The 13,477-nt window shown below is 59.0% G+C and carries 15 protein-coding genes; 8 read left to right on the top strand and 7 right to left on the bottom strand.

The window, feature by feature from the left end:
- Positions 1-3: 3 nt before the first annotated feature.
- The 3 genes from psbE to SYN8016DRAFT_RS07500 form a co-directional block, all read right to left on the bottom strand.
- Positions 4-252, bottom strand: a complete 249-nt coding sequence (psbE, locus tag SYN8016DRAFT_RS07510; RefSeq protein WP_006853744.1) for a cytochrome b559 subunit alpha — start codon at positions 250-252, stop codon at positions 4-6.
- A 109-nt stretch (positions 253-361) separates the two neighbouring features.
- A complete protein-coding gene (locus SYN8016DRAFT_RS07505) occupies positions 362-1,372 on the bottom strand; it encodes a photosynthesis system II assembly factor Ycf48 (RefSeq protein ID WP_006853743.1) in 1,011 nt (336 codons plus the stop codon).
- Between the two features lie 17 nt (positions 1,373-1,389).
- Complete coding sequence (locus tag SYN8016DRAFT_RS07500; RefSeq protein ID WP_006853742.1) at positions 1,390-1,836, bottom strand: rubredoxin; 447 nt, start codon at positions 1,834-1,836, stop codon at positions 1,390-1,392.
- Positions 1,837-1,936: 100 nt separating this feature from the next.
- Here SYN8016DRAFT_RS07500 and SYN8016DRAFT_RS07495 point away from each other — a divergent pair, with 100 nt between their 5' ends.
- The 3 genes from SYN8016DRAFT_RS07495 to SYN8016DRAFT_RS07485 are packed head-to-tail and all read left to right on the top strand — an operon-like array spanning position 1,937 to position 3,630.
- Complete coding sequence (locus SYN8016DRAFT_RS07495) at positions 1,937-2,299, top strand: NAD(P)H-quinone oxidoreductase subunit 3 (RefSeq protein ID WP_006853741.1); 363 nt, start codon at positions 1,937-1,939, stop codon at positions 2,297-2,299.
- Positions 2,300-2,302: 3 nt separating this feature from the next.
- The gene (gene nuoB, locus SYN8016DRAFT_RS07490; RefSeq protein WP_006853740.1) at positions 2,303-3,082 is read left to right on the top strand and encodes an NADH-quinone oxidoreductase subunit NuoB; all 780 of its coding nucleotides are present in this window, start codon (positions 2,303-2,305) and stop codon (positions 3,080-3,082) included.
- Positions 3,079-3,630 carry an NAD(P)H-quinone oxidoreductase subunit J gene (locus SYN8016DRAFT_RS07485; protein ID WP_006853739.1) on the top strand — a complete coding sequence of 184 codons (552 nt, stop codon included), beginning with the start codon at positions 3,079-3,081 and terminating at the stop codon, positions 3,628-3,630. Before nuoB ends, SYN8016DRAFT_RS07485 begins: the two co-directional genes overlap by 4 nt.
- On the opposite strand, the gene yvcK is transcribed toward SYN8016DRAFT_RS07485, so the two are convergent.
- Positions 3,631-4,986: a gluconeogenesis factor YvcK family protein gene (gene yvcK / locus SYN8016DRAFT_RS07480; RefSeq protein WP_006853738.1), complete on the bottom strand. Its 1,356-nt coding sequence runs from the start codon at positions 4,984-4,986 to the stop codon at positions 3,631-3,633. It abuts the gene before it with no gap.
- A gap of 140 nt (positions 4,987-5,126) precedes the next feature.
- Between yvcK and SYN8016DRAFT_RS07475 the strand changes: the two genes are divergently transcribed.
- Positions 5,127-5,954 carry an ABC transporter ATP-binding protein gene (locus SYN8016DRAFT_RS07475; protein ID WP_006853737.1) on the top strand — a complete coding sequence of 276 codons (828 nt, stop codon included), beginning with the start codon at positions 5,127-5,129 and terminating at the stop codon, positions 5,952-5,954.
- A 3-nt stretch (positions 5,955-5,957) separates the two neighbouring features.
- Positions 5,958-6,851: an MlaD family protein gene (locus SYN8016DRAFT_RS07470; protein WP_006853736.1), complete on the top strand. Its 894-nt coding sequence runs from the start codon at positions 5,958-5,960 to the stop codon at positions 6,849-6,851.
- A gap of 16 nt (positions 6,852-6,867) precedes the next feature.
- Here SYN8016DRAFT_RS07470 and SYN8016DRAFT_RS07465 read toward each other — a convergent pair whose 3' ends face one another.
- Positions 6,868-8,967 carry a putative cobaltochelatase gene (locus SYN8016DRAFT_RS07465; RefSeq protein ID WP_006853735.1) on the bottom strand — a complete coding sequence of 700 codons (2,100 nt, stop codon included), beginning with the start codon at positions 8,965-8,967 and terminating at the stop codon, positions 6,868-6,870.
- A 21-nt stretch (positions 8,968-8,988) separates the two neighbouring features.
- Between SYN8016DRAFT_RS07465 and folK the strand changes: the two genes are divergently transcribed.
- From folK to SYN8016DRAFT_RS07450, 3 genes are all read left to right on the top strand, one after another.
- Positions 8,989-9,537, top strand: a complete 549-nt coding sequence (folK, locus tag SYN8016DRAFT_RS07460) for a 2-amino-4-hydroxy-6-hydroxymethyldihydropteridine diphosphokinase (protein ID WP_006853734.1) — start codon at positions 8,989-8,991, stop codon at positions 9,535-9,537.
- Positions 9,538-9,614: 77 nt separating this feature from the next.
- A complete protein-coding gene (locus SYN8016DRAFT_RS07455; protein ID WP_006853733.1) occupies positions 9,615-10,175 on the top strand; it encodes an NUDIX hydrolase in 561 nt (186 codons plus the stop codon).
- The gene (locus SYN8016DRAFT_RS07450; protein WP_006853732.1) at positions 10,175-11,653 is read left to right on the top strand and encodes an FAD-binding domain-containing protein; all 1,479 of its coding nucleotides are present in this window, start codon (positions 10,175-10,177) and stop codon (positions 11,651-11,653) included. Before SYN8016DRAFT_RS07455 ends, SYN8016DRAFT_RS07450 begins: the two co-directional genes overlap by 1 nt.
- On the opposite strand, the gene SYN8016DRAFT_RS07445 is transcribed toward SYN8016DRAFT_RS07450, so the two are convergent.
- Both SYN8016DRAFT_RS07445 and SYN8016DRAFT_RS07440 read right to left on the bottom strand, forming a co-directional pair.
- A complete protein-coding gene (locus SYN8016DRAFT_RS07445; RefSeq protein WP_006853731.1) occupies positions 11,632-12,846 on the bottom strand; it encodes a DegT/DnrJ/EryC1/StrS aminotransferase family protein in 1,215 nt (404 codons plus the stop codon). The genes SYN8016DRAFT_RS07450 and SYN8016DRAFT_RS07445 overlap by 22 nt on opposite strands.
- A 10-nt stretch (positions 12,847-12,856) precedes the next feature.
- Entirely contained in the window at positions 12,857-13,474 is a 618-nt protein-coding gene (locus tag SYN8016DRAFT_RS07440; RefSeq protein ID WP_006853730.1) for a thioredoxin family protein, read from the bottom strand.
- Between the last annotated feature and the right edge of the window lie 3 nt (positions 13,475-13,477).

Below are 13,477 nucleotides of genomic sequence, written 5' to 3'. Positions count from 1 at the left end.
GGCTTATTTCAAGCGCAGGTCGAGTTCAGATTTGCCCTCATAACGCTGGCTCACAACGGGAGCTTTGCTCTCAGAGGCTTGGAAATAAGCATCTGGACGAGGTGTGCCGAAGGCGTCGTAAGCGAGACCTGTGGACACAAATAAGAAACCTGCCAAGAAAATGGATGGCAAGGTGATGGCATGAATCACCCAGTAACGAATACTGGTGATGATTTCAAAAAACGGGCGTTCCCCGGTGGAGCCGGCAGCCATAGCGTCGGGCGTATCAGCTGATTGATCTTAGGGCAGCTGCCCCGAACTCGCGCTGCTCAAACCGCACTGGTTACAGAGCGTTGTCAGAGCAGCTCTCGAATTCCGTGGATCAGCTGGTCGCGGACCAACGCAGAAGGTTGCCGCGTTCGCCGAGAAGGAAGGCATGTAACTGATTGCCGCTGTGATCGAACACGAAACGGTTGAAATTCGTGGGGGTCTGATTGGCTTCAGGATCCCGCTCCCAGCTATCGCCGTTGTCACGACTCACCAGCAAGGTTCCATTGCCGCCACCAGCCCAAATCGCACCGTCATCGGACCAAGCCATGTCCATATAGCCGTAGCCATTGGTGATCGGGATGATCGCCTTGCTCCAGTTCTCGTTGTCAACGTCGTCTTCGTTGAAACGAATCTGAGCGCCTCGAGCCACCATCCACAGTTTTCCATCGGGTTGGTAGCCGATGCTTTGCAATCGCTGACTGCTTACTCGCTGGTGGACCTGCCAGACGTCTTGCCCAGGGGCCCATCCGGCATAGAAGTTGCCCAGGCTGCTCACGCTCACATATCCCCCTTCAGGGCCGCGGCGTAGGTCGCGAATCGCCCCTGCGGCATCACTCACTTCCGCTTCCCAACTTCCGCCTCCGTCACTGGTGCGATAAACAGCGCCAACATTGGTGGCTAATTCGGCTGTGTTGGGTCCAAGCGCCGTAATCAAATAGGGCTCGCCGGGAAGTTTCGTGTCAAGGAAGAGCCTGGTCCAATTGTTGCCACCATCGGTGGTGTGCATCAGCAAACCAGGCTGACCGGCAATCCAGCCATCGTCACCGTCGAAGGCAATGCTGATGAGGCGAAAATTCTCTTCTTGTGGAAGATCCAGACTGCGTTCATTCCAAGTGGCGCCGCCATCATTGGTTTCAAGAATCAGTCTGTTGCTGCCAACCAGAAATCCGTGATCGGCGTTCGTGAAGGCCACATCCAGAGGATTTCCCTGGGTGTTGAGGTCGATGGCTTGCCAGGGGCTGGACTGTGCCATTGGTAATCGCGTCGTGACACACCCGCCGAGACCGAGGCCGATGCAGGCCACCAAGACAAGGTTGAAGAGAGGGGTAAGCAGTTGCTTCATTGGGATCAGAGGTGGTCTCAGCGCAGGGAATAGAGGGAGAGGAAAAATGCAAAGCCGAGGGCTAGCCCGCCAAAAATCAGAACATTTTTTTGGCCAGGAGTGAGGCGGTTAACTCCAAGACCGAAATTAAGGTTCTCTTCAAAGCCACTGGCCTTGGAGCGAGGCCCGATATCGGTAAAGGCTCCGACCCTGCTGCGGCACACAGGACATCGGAAGCCGATCGGGTCGAGATCTTCAAAAGCCGTGCCGACAGCGATCCCGAGCTTTTTAACCCCTTCATTGGGGTCGTAGACGTAACCACAGCTTCGGCATTCGAACCGGTGCGTGCGTGGGTCTGTTGTTTCGCTCTCCTTGCTGGCAGGAGCCTCGTCTTCCGTCGCCATGGCTTCAGGCGCCACTGACACCTCTGCAGGGGGGTCAACTTCGGCGGGAACTTCCGCTGATGGGCTGATCTCGTCGCTCACCGCTCCTCTTCCAGGTGACAAGACTCTATCGGCGTTGGGACGTTGAACGACAGAGGTGGTCTGCGAATGCCAGACTGAGTTCCACAAAGGGGCTGCCTCGATGTTTGTGCTGCCGGGTTATGACGCATTCCTGGGGTTCCTGCTGATTGCAGCAGCGGTGCCGGTCTTGGCACTGGTGACCAACAAACTATTGGCTCCACGCAGCCAGGGCGGAGAGCGTGAACTCACCTACGAATCCGGGATGGAGCCGATCGGTGGGGCTTGGATTCAGTTCAATATCCGCTACTACATGTTTGCGCTTGTTTTCGTCATCTTCGATGTCGAGACGGTCTTCCTCTATCCCTGGGCTGTGGCATTCCACCGCTTGGGATTGTTGGCATTCATTGAAGCCCTCGTTTTTATTACCATCCTGCTCGTGGCTTTGGCCTATGCATGGCGCAAAGGCGCCCTCGAGTGGAGCTGATTGATGACCGACCCCATCACCATGACTTCAACCGGCGATAGCCCTTCAATTCAGTCCCTTCGCGACCTTCGTGAAGCAAGTTGTGGGCCCGTTGGTGGTGCTGCAGACGGGTCTCCCACGGTCACCAATGACCTCAGTGAAAACGTCATCCTGACGAGCCTCGATGACTTGCACAATTGGGCTCGTCTCAGCAGCCTTTGGCCCCTGCTGTACGGAACGGCTTGTTGCTTTATCGAGTTTGCTGCTCTACTCGGTTCGCGTTTCGACTTTGACCGCTTCGGACTGGTTCCTCGCAGCTCGCCCAGGCAAGCCGATCTTCTGATCGTGGCTGGCACGGTCACGATGAAAATGGGTCCCGCCTTGGTTCGTCTCTACGAGCAGATGCCGGAACCGAAATATGTCATCGCGATGGGAGCTTGCACGATTACGGGGGGCATGTTCAGCGCTGACTCCACCACCGCTGTTCGTGGCGTCGATAAATTGATCCCGGTGGATCTTTATTTACCCGGATGTCCGCCACGCCCGGAAGCAATATTTGATGCGGTGATCAAGCTGCGCAAAAAAGTTGGAAATGAGTCGATCAGTGATCGCCGCCAGCTCAAACAAACCCACCGCTATTGCACTGTGGATCACGCGATGGTTCCGGTTGAGCCGATCGTGAATGGTTCTTACTTGCGCGCTGAGACGCAGGTGGCAGCCCTGGCCGCTGGAACAGGCGTACCGATGGCTGCTCCAGAGCAAACTGAATCCGCTGAGCCCGTCTCCTCCGGTACGTCTTCATGAGTCCTAACTCTCCCGAGAAGCAGTCATCTGCAGAGGTCCCTGTTGCTGCATCTCCTCAGCCGGGGCCTGTGAGCCAATGGTTGAACAAGCAAGGCTTCGACCATGAGGCCCTAGACGCCGACCATCTCGGGATCGAGCAAATTGGCGTTGAGGCTCTCTTTCTGCAAGTGATTGCTGCCGCCTTGAAAAGCAATGGCTTTGATTATTTGCAGTGTCAGGGCGGATATGACGAGGGCCCTGGCGAGAGGCTTGTCTGCTTCTATCACTTTGTGGCGATGGCTGAGCTCATCGATGGCAAGGGAGACACCCTGCGTGAAGTGCGTTTGAAGGTGTTCTTGTCTCGGGAAGGAGAACCGAGTCTTCCAAGCCTTTACGGGCTGTTTCGTGGGGCGGATTGGCAGGAGCGTGAAACGTTTGACATGTTTGGCATCCATTTCGAGGGCCATCCCCATCCCAAGCGTTTACTGATGCCTGAAGACTGGACCGGTTGGCCGCTTCGCAAGGATTACGTGCAACCCGACTTCTACGAGATGCAAGACGCTTACTAACTAAGCGTTTTGATTGTCACGCTTATGCCGCCTGTAAAAACGCATGACGGCTAGGGCGAGACTGCGAGGATCGTGGCGAAGCGTTGCGGTGGGACGGTTCCCTTGAAGGGGGGCTTGCATCACGTCAAATCCTTCTTGTTGCAGCTGCCTGCTGTCGCAGATCACGGGTTCTGCGCCCAACTGGCGATAGTGAGCCAACAGGGCAGATTCCCCAATGGGCTCCTGAGCAAGCACGCAGTCGAACAGGCGTTTGCTCACACCGAGCGAAGCCAATTGCGCTTCGATGGCGCGAAGGTGACCACTCACATCCAACCCATCCGTTTCTCCTGGTTGGGTCATCAGGTTGCAGATGTAAAGCCTGGGCGCGCGGCTGCGTTGAATCGCCGTGACCAGTTCAGGCACGAGCAAATTCGGGAGAAGGGAGGTGTAGAGACTTCCTGGTCCCAGCAAGATCAAATCGGCATGGGCAATGGCTTCCAGGGCTCTGGGCAACGCTGGTGGCTTTTCCGGAAGGCACCCCATCCGCACAATTGGACTACGAGCCTTGCCGATCGCCGATTCCCCCTCAATGCGGGTGCCGTCCTCTAGTTCAGCCCAGAGACGGACATCGGCATTGGTGGCAGGGACCACCTGGCCCTGAACGGCAAGGACACGACTTGAGGCTGTGATCGCTGTTTCCAAGCTCCCCGTAATGGCGCTGAGGGCGGAAAGAAAGAGATTGCCAAAGCTATGGCCTTCCAGGCCGCTGCCGGCCGAGAAGCGGTATTGGAACAGACGGGTGAGCAAGGGCTCTTCGGTGGAGAGCGCTGCAAGACAGTTGCGGATGTCGCCTGGAGGCAACACACCCAGTTCGCGACGCAGCACGCCACTGCTGCCTCCGTCATCGGCAACGGTCACGATCGCAGTGATGTGGCTGCTATAGCGCTTCAGCCCACTCAGCAGGGTTGATAAGCCTGTCCCACCACCAATTGCCACGATGCTGGGGCCTCGATTGAGGCGACTTTTGGCTCGCAGTGCATCCACCAACACCGTGTCTTTTTCCGGCGCTAAGGCCTGTTGGATGGAGCCAAAACTCTGGCTCTGCCCCCATAGCAGTAGGCCAATGCCCAGCAAAAGAACGAGGGGGCCTGTGATCGCTCCCGGTAGCACCCTTGTGATCCAGCCAAGGGCTTCTTGGATCGCCCAGAGCATCCAATAGATCGGTTGCAGATCGGCCCAAACGGCAGCACCTAACAGGGCCAAGACCAATCCAAGTCCTGATGTGAACAGCCAACGCTTCACCACCAGGCCGGGTTGCAACCAGCTCATCGCTCTGCGGGAGCGCAGCATCAGATCGCGCTGCCGCTCCGCCTGCATGGCTCGGACGCGCTGACGATTTCCGCGGCGTGGAGGGCTGGTCAAAAGGAATCAGGTGCGATGGCGTCAAATCCATCGGTATGGGTGAACTGTACGGAAGTTGAACCTGATGACCATCCTTTTACGGCAATCCAGGCAGGATGAGTCAACGTTCAGCCTTCAGCCCTTTGGTTAACGCGCGGGATTCCTCGTTCAAACCCGTTGTCGAGATGCGAGATCTCACGATGCAATGGGGTTCCCACCCGGTGCTGGACGGGGTGAATCTGTTGATGAAACCAGGAGAACGCATCGCGGTGGTCGGCCCGTCAGGAGCAGGGAAATCCACGGTCTTGCGCTTGTTGGCTGGTTTGCAAGTGCCCACATCCGGTGAACTGAGGTTGTTTGGCGAACCTCAGCCCTACCTGCGCCTCGATCAGCGCCGCCCGCCTGATGTTCGGCTGGTGTTCCAGAACCCAGCACTGCTGGCCTCCTTAACGGTGGAGGAAAACGTGGGCTTCCTCTTGAACCGGCTTGGACGGATGGGTCCGGCCCAGATTCGTGAGCGCGTCATGGCCTGCTTGGAGGCCGTGGGTCTGTATGAAGTAGCCCATCAATATCCCGGGGAGCTCAGCGGAGGGATGCAGAAGCGCGTGAGCTTTGCTCGTGCCTTGATCGACGATCCAGACCGCGATGAAGCCGCGATGCCTCTCTTGCTCTACGACGAGCCCACAGCGGGCCTGGACCCAGTGGCAGCAACGAGGATTGAAGATTTGATTGTGAAAACCACCACCGTGGCGCAGGGGTGTTCGTTGGTGGTTAGCCATGTGCACAGCACCATCGAACGCACGGCGGAGCGCATCGTGATGCTGTACGGCGGCCGGTTCCAATGGGACGGAACCGTGGACGATTACCGAACAACCGATAATCCCTACGTTGTTCAGTTCAGGACGGGTAACCTGCGCGGACCGATGCAGCCTGCTGAGCACTGAATTATGCGTAGGAGCGTACGTGAGGGGATCGTTGGATTTTCAGTGATTGCCGCTGTGGTTGCCTTTGCAAGCACCATGCTTTGGCTACGAGGTGAGCGGGCCTTCTCGAAGAGCTGGAGTGTGACGGCCGATTTTGAGGATGCAGGCGGATTGGCGGTTCGCTCCCCTGTGACCTATCGGGGGATCATGGTGGGCAATGTGTCGGACATCAAGGTGACGCCCCAGGCGGTCCGGGTGTCGATCGAGATTTCTGAGGATGATCTCCAGCTAACCCTTCCTGTTCAAGCCACTGTGGCTTCAGCCTCATTGTTGGGTGGCGATTCTCAGGTGGCCCTCAGCAGTCTTGGCCCGCCCCTGAAGAAGGATGCACCGATGCCTAAATCAGCACGCTGTAAGGGCCAGGGTGTTCTGTGTGAGGGCGCGACAATTCAAGGCAGCGAAGCTCCCAGCATCGCAACCATTACCAACTCACTCCAAGAGATTTTGGAACAGGTCAAGAAGGAAGACCTGGTTCCCAAATTGGTGGGATCCACCCAACAATTTGATGCCACGTTGACGGATATTCAAAAGCTTTCGAATCAACTCAGCCTTGATTTAGCGAGGGCTGCGCCCACGATTTCCAACCTCAACGAAGCCACGGCCCAGGCCGCGAGTGCCAGCCGTCATATCAACAACGTGGTGAGTGCTTTCGACAATCCAACAACGATTACGGACCTCAAACAAACAGTGAGCAATGCTCGATCGTTAACGGCGACGTTTGATGAAGTGGGTGGTGACGTTGAAAAACTCACGGCAGATCCCCAATTCATGGCGGCCGTGCGCAGCGTCACGATTGGTTTAGGGCAGTTTTTCCACGAGCTTTATCCCGCTGGCACCCCGGACGTCACCAAGCCTTAAACCGCACCGCATGGGTTTAAACCGTGTTCAGCGCATCCATGGCGACGGCGGCAATCGCCTGATCGCTCGCTTTAGGGAGCTGCACATATTTCCCTCCGGCAGCTTCGGCAAGATCTTTGCCCATGCCGCTACCGATGAATTTGCGCTCGGTGTCGATCACCAGCAGCTTGAGGCCGAGCATGCGATAGCGCGTGGCAACATCCAGGACTTCTTGCTTTAAGTCGGGCTTGTCCTCGCCCTCCAGCACGGGTTGTCCAAGCGAGGTGCTGAGGGGAACGTTGCCTCGCCCATCCGTGATCGCGACCACCACCACTTGGCCGAGATCACCAGTCGCTAAGGCGTTGGCACCCACCCGTGCGGCTTGGGTGAGGCCGTGGGCGAGCGGTGAGCCACCGCCGCAGGGCATGGATTCCAGGCGTCGCCGTGCGGCCGTAATCGAGCGGGTAGGAGGCAGCAGCACTTCGGCTTGATCGCCGCGGAAAGGGATCAGCGCCACCTCATCTCGGTTTTCGTAGGCCTCGGTTAGCAGTCGGATCACGGCCCCTTTGGCACTCTGCATGCGGTTCAGGGCCATCGAACCACTGGCATCCACCAGAAAGATCACCAGAGCACCGGCCTGACGCTGCAGCAGCTTGGCGCGCAGGTCGGATTCTTCCACGATCACGACGCGGTCAGGCTGCCGCGCTCGGCGTGCCTTTTGATACGGAGCGGCAGCGCGCAAGGTGGCGTCAACGGCGATGCGGCGCACCGGGCCGCGGGGAAGCATCGGTTTCACATAGCGGCCGCGGCTGTCACTGAGCACGACGGAGCGGCTGCCGCTGTTGCCGCTTTTGCTCTTGGCAGCGTTGAACAGCAGCAGATCGGGATCAATCGCCACGGCTTCTGGGTCGAGCATGAATTCTTCTGGCACCGACGGTGGTGCCTGCTCTTCGGGGGTGTCGTCCTCGTCATCCTGCTCACTGTTGTCTTCATCCTCTGGCTCCTCGTTCTCCTGCTCGTCCTCTTCCCCAGAGCCTTCTGGCGGCGGCTGTTGGTCGTCAGGTGGCTGTTGCTCCTGCGGCGGAGGCGGCTCCATCTGTTGTTCAGGGGGAGGCAGTTGAGAGGCGCGTGGGACGATCACCAGCGCTACGGCCACTTGCAAGTCATCGGCTTCCACCTGATCGCGCCCGCTGAGGGCGGCATGGGCTTTGGCGGCACGCACGGCATACAGCTCAGAGCGATGCCCTTCCACACCTCCTCGAATCGCTTCGGTGACCAGATATTCGATCTGTTCGCTACTGATCTGCACATCCGGTAGCCATTGCCGCGCCAGGAGCAGCTGGGTGGCGAGCGCGTCTGTTTCTTCGCTCCACTGGTCTGAGAAGCTTCGGCTGCACTGACCGTGGGCCAGCACCGCATTGGTGATCTCCACCCGTTGCTCGGTGCTCACGATTTGATTGGCGGACAAGACGATCGCAAAGCGATCCAGCAGGTGATCTCGGATGGCCCCTTCTTCAGGGTTGTAGGTGGCAATCAACAGCGGCCGGCAGGGGTGGCTCAGGCTGAGCCCCTCCCGTTCCACCTGATTTTCACCGCTGCCAACGGCAGCCAGCAAAAGATTGATGATCCCGTCGTCGAGCAGGTTCAGCTCATCCACGTAGAGCACACCGCGGTGTGCTTCCGCCAGCAATCCCGGCTGGAAAACGGGCGAACCACTGGCCAAGGAGGCGGCTACGTCAACGGAGCCCACCAGGCGATCTTCCGTAACGCCAAGGGGAATCTGGATGAATGGGGCTGGGATGACGGCTGTTGGTGGATCTGGCTGCCGTTCGCCCCAATCCTGGGCACTGTTCGGATCGAGGTTGCGTCCGGGCAGCTTGGTCTCTCCAGCCGCCTCAAGGTCAACGACGTCGATGGGAGGCAGCAGGGCATGCAAGCCGCGAGCCAGCACCGACTTTCCCGTTCCACGGCCGCCGGCGATGATCACCCCACCTAAACCTGGATCCACCGCGGCTAGGAGCAGAGCCAGCTTGAGTGTGCCGTGGCCGGTGATCGCCGCCAGCGGAAAAGCGCGGCTGGCTTGATCCAGCGCCGCTGTGCTGATGACTCCGTTTGATGTCACCCCGCTTGCAACCATGGATGCGCCTTGACTCCACCTGTGAGAAACAGTCTCGCTGATCAGACCCACAGCCTTGCTGTGGCCCTGGGCGCCAATCAGGCCGGCCCTGGTGGTTCGCCGCTGCAGACTCTCAAGGCCGTAAGGCCCTTGCTGGAGGGTGTGGTCGGCAGTTGGGCGCAGACGGTTGAAGAGAACAACCCAGAGACAACCGCTTCGAACAGGGCCTCTTTAGCGCTGACATTTTCTTGGTCCCCGTTGCAGCAGACCGATCCGGTGGGTGGACCGCCCGATCAACCGTCGTATCTCAATGCCGTTCTGCTGGTGAAGGACCTGGAGCTGAAACCTGCCTCGATCGCTGCGTTGCATTTGTTGGATGCACTTCAACAGGTGGAGCGATCGTTCGGGCGCAACCGCTCCCAAGAGGAACGCTGGGGACCGCGATCGTTGGATCTCGATTTGTTGTTTTGGGGCGAGTTGCGTTTGGATCATGCGCGCTTAACGCTGCCCCACCCCCGCTTGCATTTGCGTTGTTTTGTGATGGAGCCCCTGCTGCAGGCCATGCAGGCTTCAACGCCTTGGCTGAACTGATTGGCGGAGCTGAGGGCCTGAGCGCACGGCTGTGAACCTGAACCCGTCATGCTGGTTTTAACGATTGCGCCCTTTGCATGGCCCCGCTGCCCGCGCCTGAGCCCTCCACGTTGTTGGAGACCCTCGAGACCATGGATGCGCGCAAGATTCGTTTTGAGCGCCATCGCATCCGCTTGCCGATGGGGGTGGAAGGAACCTTTGGGATCATTCGCCACCCCGGGGCTTCATTGGCGGTTCCGATCACCGCTGACGGCCAGGTGGTGATTTTGCGTCAATACCGTTTTGCGGTGCAGGCCCGTCTCCTTGAATTCCCTGCAGGCACGCTTGAAGAGGGTGAGGATCCTTTGGAATCGATGCAGCGCGAGCTTGGGGAAGAAGCTGGATACAGCGCGGCCCGTTGGGATTCGCTCGGCCCAATGTTGCCTTGTCCCGGCTACTCCGACGAGGTGATTCATTGCTTTTTGGCGCGGGAGCTTACGCGCTTGGAGCATCCACCTGCTGGCGATGACGATGAAGATCTTGAGGTGATCCTGATGCCTCCGTCCGAACTGGATGCCCGTCTGGCGTCGGGTGCTGAATGGCTGGATGGCAAGAGCGTCACCGCCTGGTTCCGTGCCAAGCAACTGTTGGGTCTCTGATGACAGCGTCTCGCGTTCTGTTTTGGCATCGCCGCGACCTGCGCTTGGCCGACAATCTCGGTTTGCAGGCGGCAGTGGAGATCAGCCCTGCGGTGACGGGCGTGTATGTGCTGGATCCAGCGCTGATTCACCCGCCTGAGTCCTTGCCACCGATGGCTCCGGCCCGGCTTTGGTTCCTGGTGGAAACCCTGCGCGAGCTTCAGCAACGCTGGCGAGACGTGGGGAGTCGTTTGCTGGTGGTGGCTGGCGACCCGGTGCAGGTGCTGCCGCGGTTGGCGTCTTTGCTTGAGGCGCCTGCGGTGGTGTGGAGCCGGGACGTGGAGCCCTACTCCCGGGAGCGTGACCGTCAGGTGGCCAAAGCCTTGCAATCCGATGGGCGCAAGGTGCTGGTGGATTGGGATCAGCTCCTGCTGGCACCGGATCTGATCAAAACGGGTGGTGGTGATCCTTACCGGGTGTTTGGCCCTTTCCTGCGCAATTGGCGCGGTCAGGTGGAGCGCAGCCAGCCCAGAACCGCGGAGGCTCCCAACGCGTTCATCGATTTGGAGGCCGAGTCGCTAGAAGACCTTCTTGGCGGTGAGGGGGCTCTCGGCCGTTTGTGCGCGGAGGGTCAGCGGCAGCTGGAGCAGCTGCAGGCGGAACATGGTTTTCGAGGCACGGATCTCTGCCCGAGCCGCCCAGGAGAGGCCGCGGCTGCGAGGCAGTTGGCCACGTTTGCTGATCGGGCGTTGCTGGCCTATGAACCCGATCGCAATTTTCCGGGGATTCCTGGCACCTCTTATCTGAGTGCGGGCCTGAGCGTGGGTACGGTGAGTCCACGACAGGCCTGGTGTGCTGCCCAAGGAGCCAAGGAGATGGCCCGCAGCGATGAGCAGCGGCAGGCGATCACGGTGTGGGAACAGGAACTCTGCTGGCGTGAGTTTTACCAGCAGGCCCTATTCCATTTCCCTGAACTGGTGGATGGTCCTTACCGTGAGCAATGGAGGCGTTTCCCTTGGGAAAACAACCGCGACTGGTTTGAGGCTTGGAAGGAAGGACAAACGGGGATGCCGATCATCGATGCGGCGATGCGACAGCTCAATCAAAGCGGCTGGATGCACAATCGTTGCCGCATGATCGTGGCTTCATTCCTTGTGAAGGATTTGATCTGTGATTGGCGCTGGGGCGAGCGCGCCTTCATGGAGCTTGAGGTGGATGGAGATTTGGCTGCCAACAATGGCGGCTGGCAATGGAGCGCCAGCAGTGGCATGGATCCCAAGCCTTTGCGGATCTTCAATCCAGCCACGCAGGCTTCAAAATTTGATGCTGAGGGCGAGTACATCCGTGAATGGGTGCCTGAACTGCGGCACGTGAACACCAAGGATTTGATCAGTGGGGAAATCCCTGCCTTAGAGCGCAGGGGCTATCCGGAGCTGCTGATTGATCACAAGGTGCAGCAGGCCAAGTTCAAAGCCCTTTACGCCACCATTCGCTCTTGAGTCTGAGCAACAAGTTGCTGGCGCAACACCGTGATCACCCGTTCCTGTTGCTCGGAGGTTAATTCCGGGAAAATGGGCAGGCTGAGCACCTCGCTGCACAGTTGATCCGTGATTGGCAGGTTGCCGTCAGCCTGAGCTTGGTCTTCGTAGGCCGGCTGGCGATGGATCGGGATGGGGTAATAAATGATCGTATTCACCCCTTGCTCTTGCAGGCTTTGCTTGAGCCAGTCACGGCAACGACTGGGGGGCAAACCAAAATGGCTGGCTGACTCTGAGCAGGTTTTCCTGCAGGACGGCTGGTTGTCAGGACAGAGGCCAACGCGCACCACAAACTGATTCCAGCCGTGACCCACGCTTGCATCAGTGGCGGAATCGGGGAGTTGGACGCCGGGGAGGTCTTTGAGCGCTTCGAGGTAGCGCTTGGCAATCGCTGCGCGCTTCTCAACCCAGCCGCTGAGGTAAGGCAGCTTCACGTTGAGAACGGCGGCCTGGATGGAATCCAGGCGGCTGTTGTAGCCCAAGGCGGTATGGAGATAGCGGCGGGGCATGCCGTGCACGGCGAGTTCACGCATACGTTGGGCCAGATCGTCGTCTTGGCAGGTCATGGCGCCGCCATCGCCTGCAGCGCCGAGATTTTTCGTGGGGAAAAAGCTGAAGCAACCCACATCGCCCCAACTGCCAACAGGCTTGGCGTTCCAGCTGGCACCGGTGGCCTGTGCGCAGTCCTCCACCACTTTGAGCCCATGGCGTTGGGCGATGTCCATCAGGCGAGCCATATCCACCGGACGACCAAACAGGTGGACGGGGATGAGCGCTTTGGTGGCGGGTGTGATCGCGGCTTCAATCAGGTTGAGGTCGATCAGATAGGTCGCAGGATCCACGTCCACGAACACGGGCGTTGCGCCCACGGCACTGATCGCTTCAGCTGTTGCGAAGAAGCTGAAGGATGCGGTGATCACCTCATCGCCGGAGCCGATACCCAGGCCTCTCAACGCCAGGACAAGGGCATCGGTACCGCTGTTGCAGCCCACGGCATGGCGACTGCTCACGCTTGCGGCAAACGCGTCCTCGAATTTTTTAATTTCGGCGCCACCGATGTATTGCCCACTGCGCAACACCCGCAGGACGGCATCATCGAGCTCCGATCCGAGGTCGGCGAGCTGATCTGTGAGGCTGAACGGAGGCACCTGCATGGCGGGCACCTTAAGTCGACCGACCAAACCATGGCGGTTCTTGGCCCGGCTCCCATTTGATATTGCAGCCCACCGAAGGCTGCTGCATCTCGCTTACAGGGGTTCCAGCCAAGATATTTGTGAGGGCTGCCCGTAGATCTGCTCCGTCGAGCGGCAGGTGATTCCCAGGCCGGCTCGCATCCAGTTGGCCGCGATAGCGGAGGGTTTGCGTGCCATCAGTGTCCGGTGCGAAGGCATAGAACTCAGGCGTGCAGGCGCCACGGAGGTCTTTGGCCAGCGTTTGCTGCTCATCCAGGAGATAGGGGAAGCGCCAACCCTGCTGTTCGGCCTGTTGTCGCAACCCATCACGACCGTCTTGCGGATGGGTGGTGAGGCTATTGCTGGAGATGGCGAGCAGGGTGACGTTGTCTCCGAAATCCGCCTCCAAACGGGTGATCTCTGGCTCCACGTGTTTCACGAAGGGACAATGAGCACAGATCAGCATCACCAACAAAGGCTGTCTGGGCAGGTCCCTGCTCCTCACCAGGTCATCCCGCGAGGCCCAGGGCGCATGACCCGACACCAAGGGCAGTGAAAATTGAGGCAGAGGATGCTGAAGAGGCAGCATCGTGGATGGCGTCAGAACCATGGC

Origin of the sequence: Synechococcus sp. WH 8016 (assembly GCF_000230675.1) — a bacterium.
Lineage (GTDB): Bacteria > Cyanobacteriota > Cyanobacteriia > PCC-6307 > Cyanobiaceae > Synechococcus_C.
Note: the sequence above shows the minus strand (reverse complement) of the source record. Positions and strands in the feature narration are given on the sequence as shown.

Excerpts from the sequence above, each read along its gene's own strand:
- SYN8016DRAFT_RS07445 (WP_006853731.1), bottom strand. The coding sequence starts at position 12,846 with ATGCAGGTGCCTCCGTTCAGCCTCACAGATCAGCTCGCCGACCTCGGA.
- SYN8016DRAFT_RS07465 (WP_006853735.1), bottom strand. The coding sequence starts at position 8,967 with ATGGTTGCAAGCGGGGTGACATCAAACGGAGTCATCAGCACAGCGGCG.
- SYN8016DRAFT_RS07470 (WP_006853736.1), top strand. The coding sequence starts at position 5,958 with ATGCGTAGGAGCGTACGTGAGGGGATCGTTGGATTTTCAGTGATTGCC.
- SYN8016DRAFT_RS07450 (WP_006853732.1), top strand. The coding sequence starts at position 10,175 with ATGACAGCGTCTCGCGTTCTGTTTTGGCATCGCCGCGACCTGCGCTTG.
- SYN8016DRAFT_RS07440 (WP_006853730.1), bottom strand. The coding sequence starts at position 13,474 with ATGGTTCTGACGCCATCCACGATGCTGCCTCTTCAGCATCCTCTGCCT.
- SYN8016DRAFT_RS07505 (WP_006853743.1), bottom strand. The coding sequence starts at position 1,372 with ATGAAGCAACTGCTTACCCCTCTCTTCAACCTTGTCTTGGTGGCCTGC.
- psbE (WP_006853744.1), bottom strand. The coding sequence starts at position 252 with ATGGCTGCCGGCTCCACCGGGGAACGCCCGTTTTTTGAAATCATCACC.
- SYN8016DRAFT_RS07485 (WP_006853739.1), top strand. The coding sequence starts at position 3,079 with ATGAGTCCTAACTCTCCCGAGAAGCAGTCATCTGCAGAGGTCCCTGTT.
- SYN8016DRAFT_RS07475 (WP_006853737.1), top strand. The coding sequence starts at position 5,127 with ATGAGTCAACGTTCAGCCTTCAGCCCTTTGGTTAACGCGCGGGATTCC.
- SYN8016DRAFT_RS07455 (WP_006853733.1), top strand. The coding sequence starts at position 9,615 with ATGGCCCCGCTGCCCGCGCCTGAGCCCTCCACGTTGTTGGAGACCCTC.
- yvcK (WP_006853738.1), bottom strand. The coding sequence starts at position 4,986 with ATGCAGGCGGAGCGGCAGCGCGATCTGATGCTGCGCTCCCGCAGAGCG.
- SYN8016DRAFT_RS07495 (WP_006853741.1), top strand. The coding sequence starts at position 1,937 with ATGTTTGTGCTGCCGGGTTATGACGCATTCCTGGGGTTCCTGCTGATT.
- nuoB (WP_006853740.1), top strand. The coding sequence starts at position 2,303 with ATGACCGACCCCATCACCATGACTTCAACCGGCGATAGCCCTTCAATT.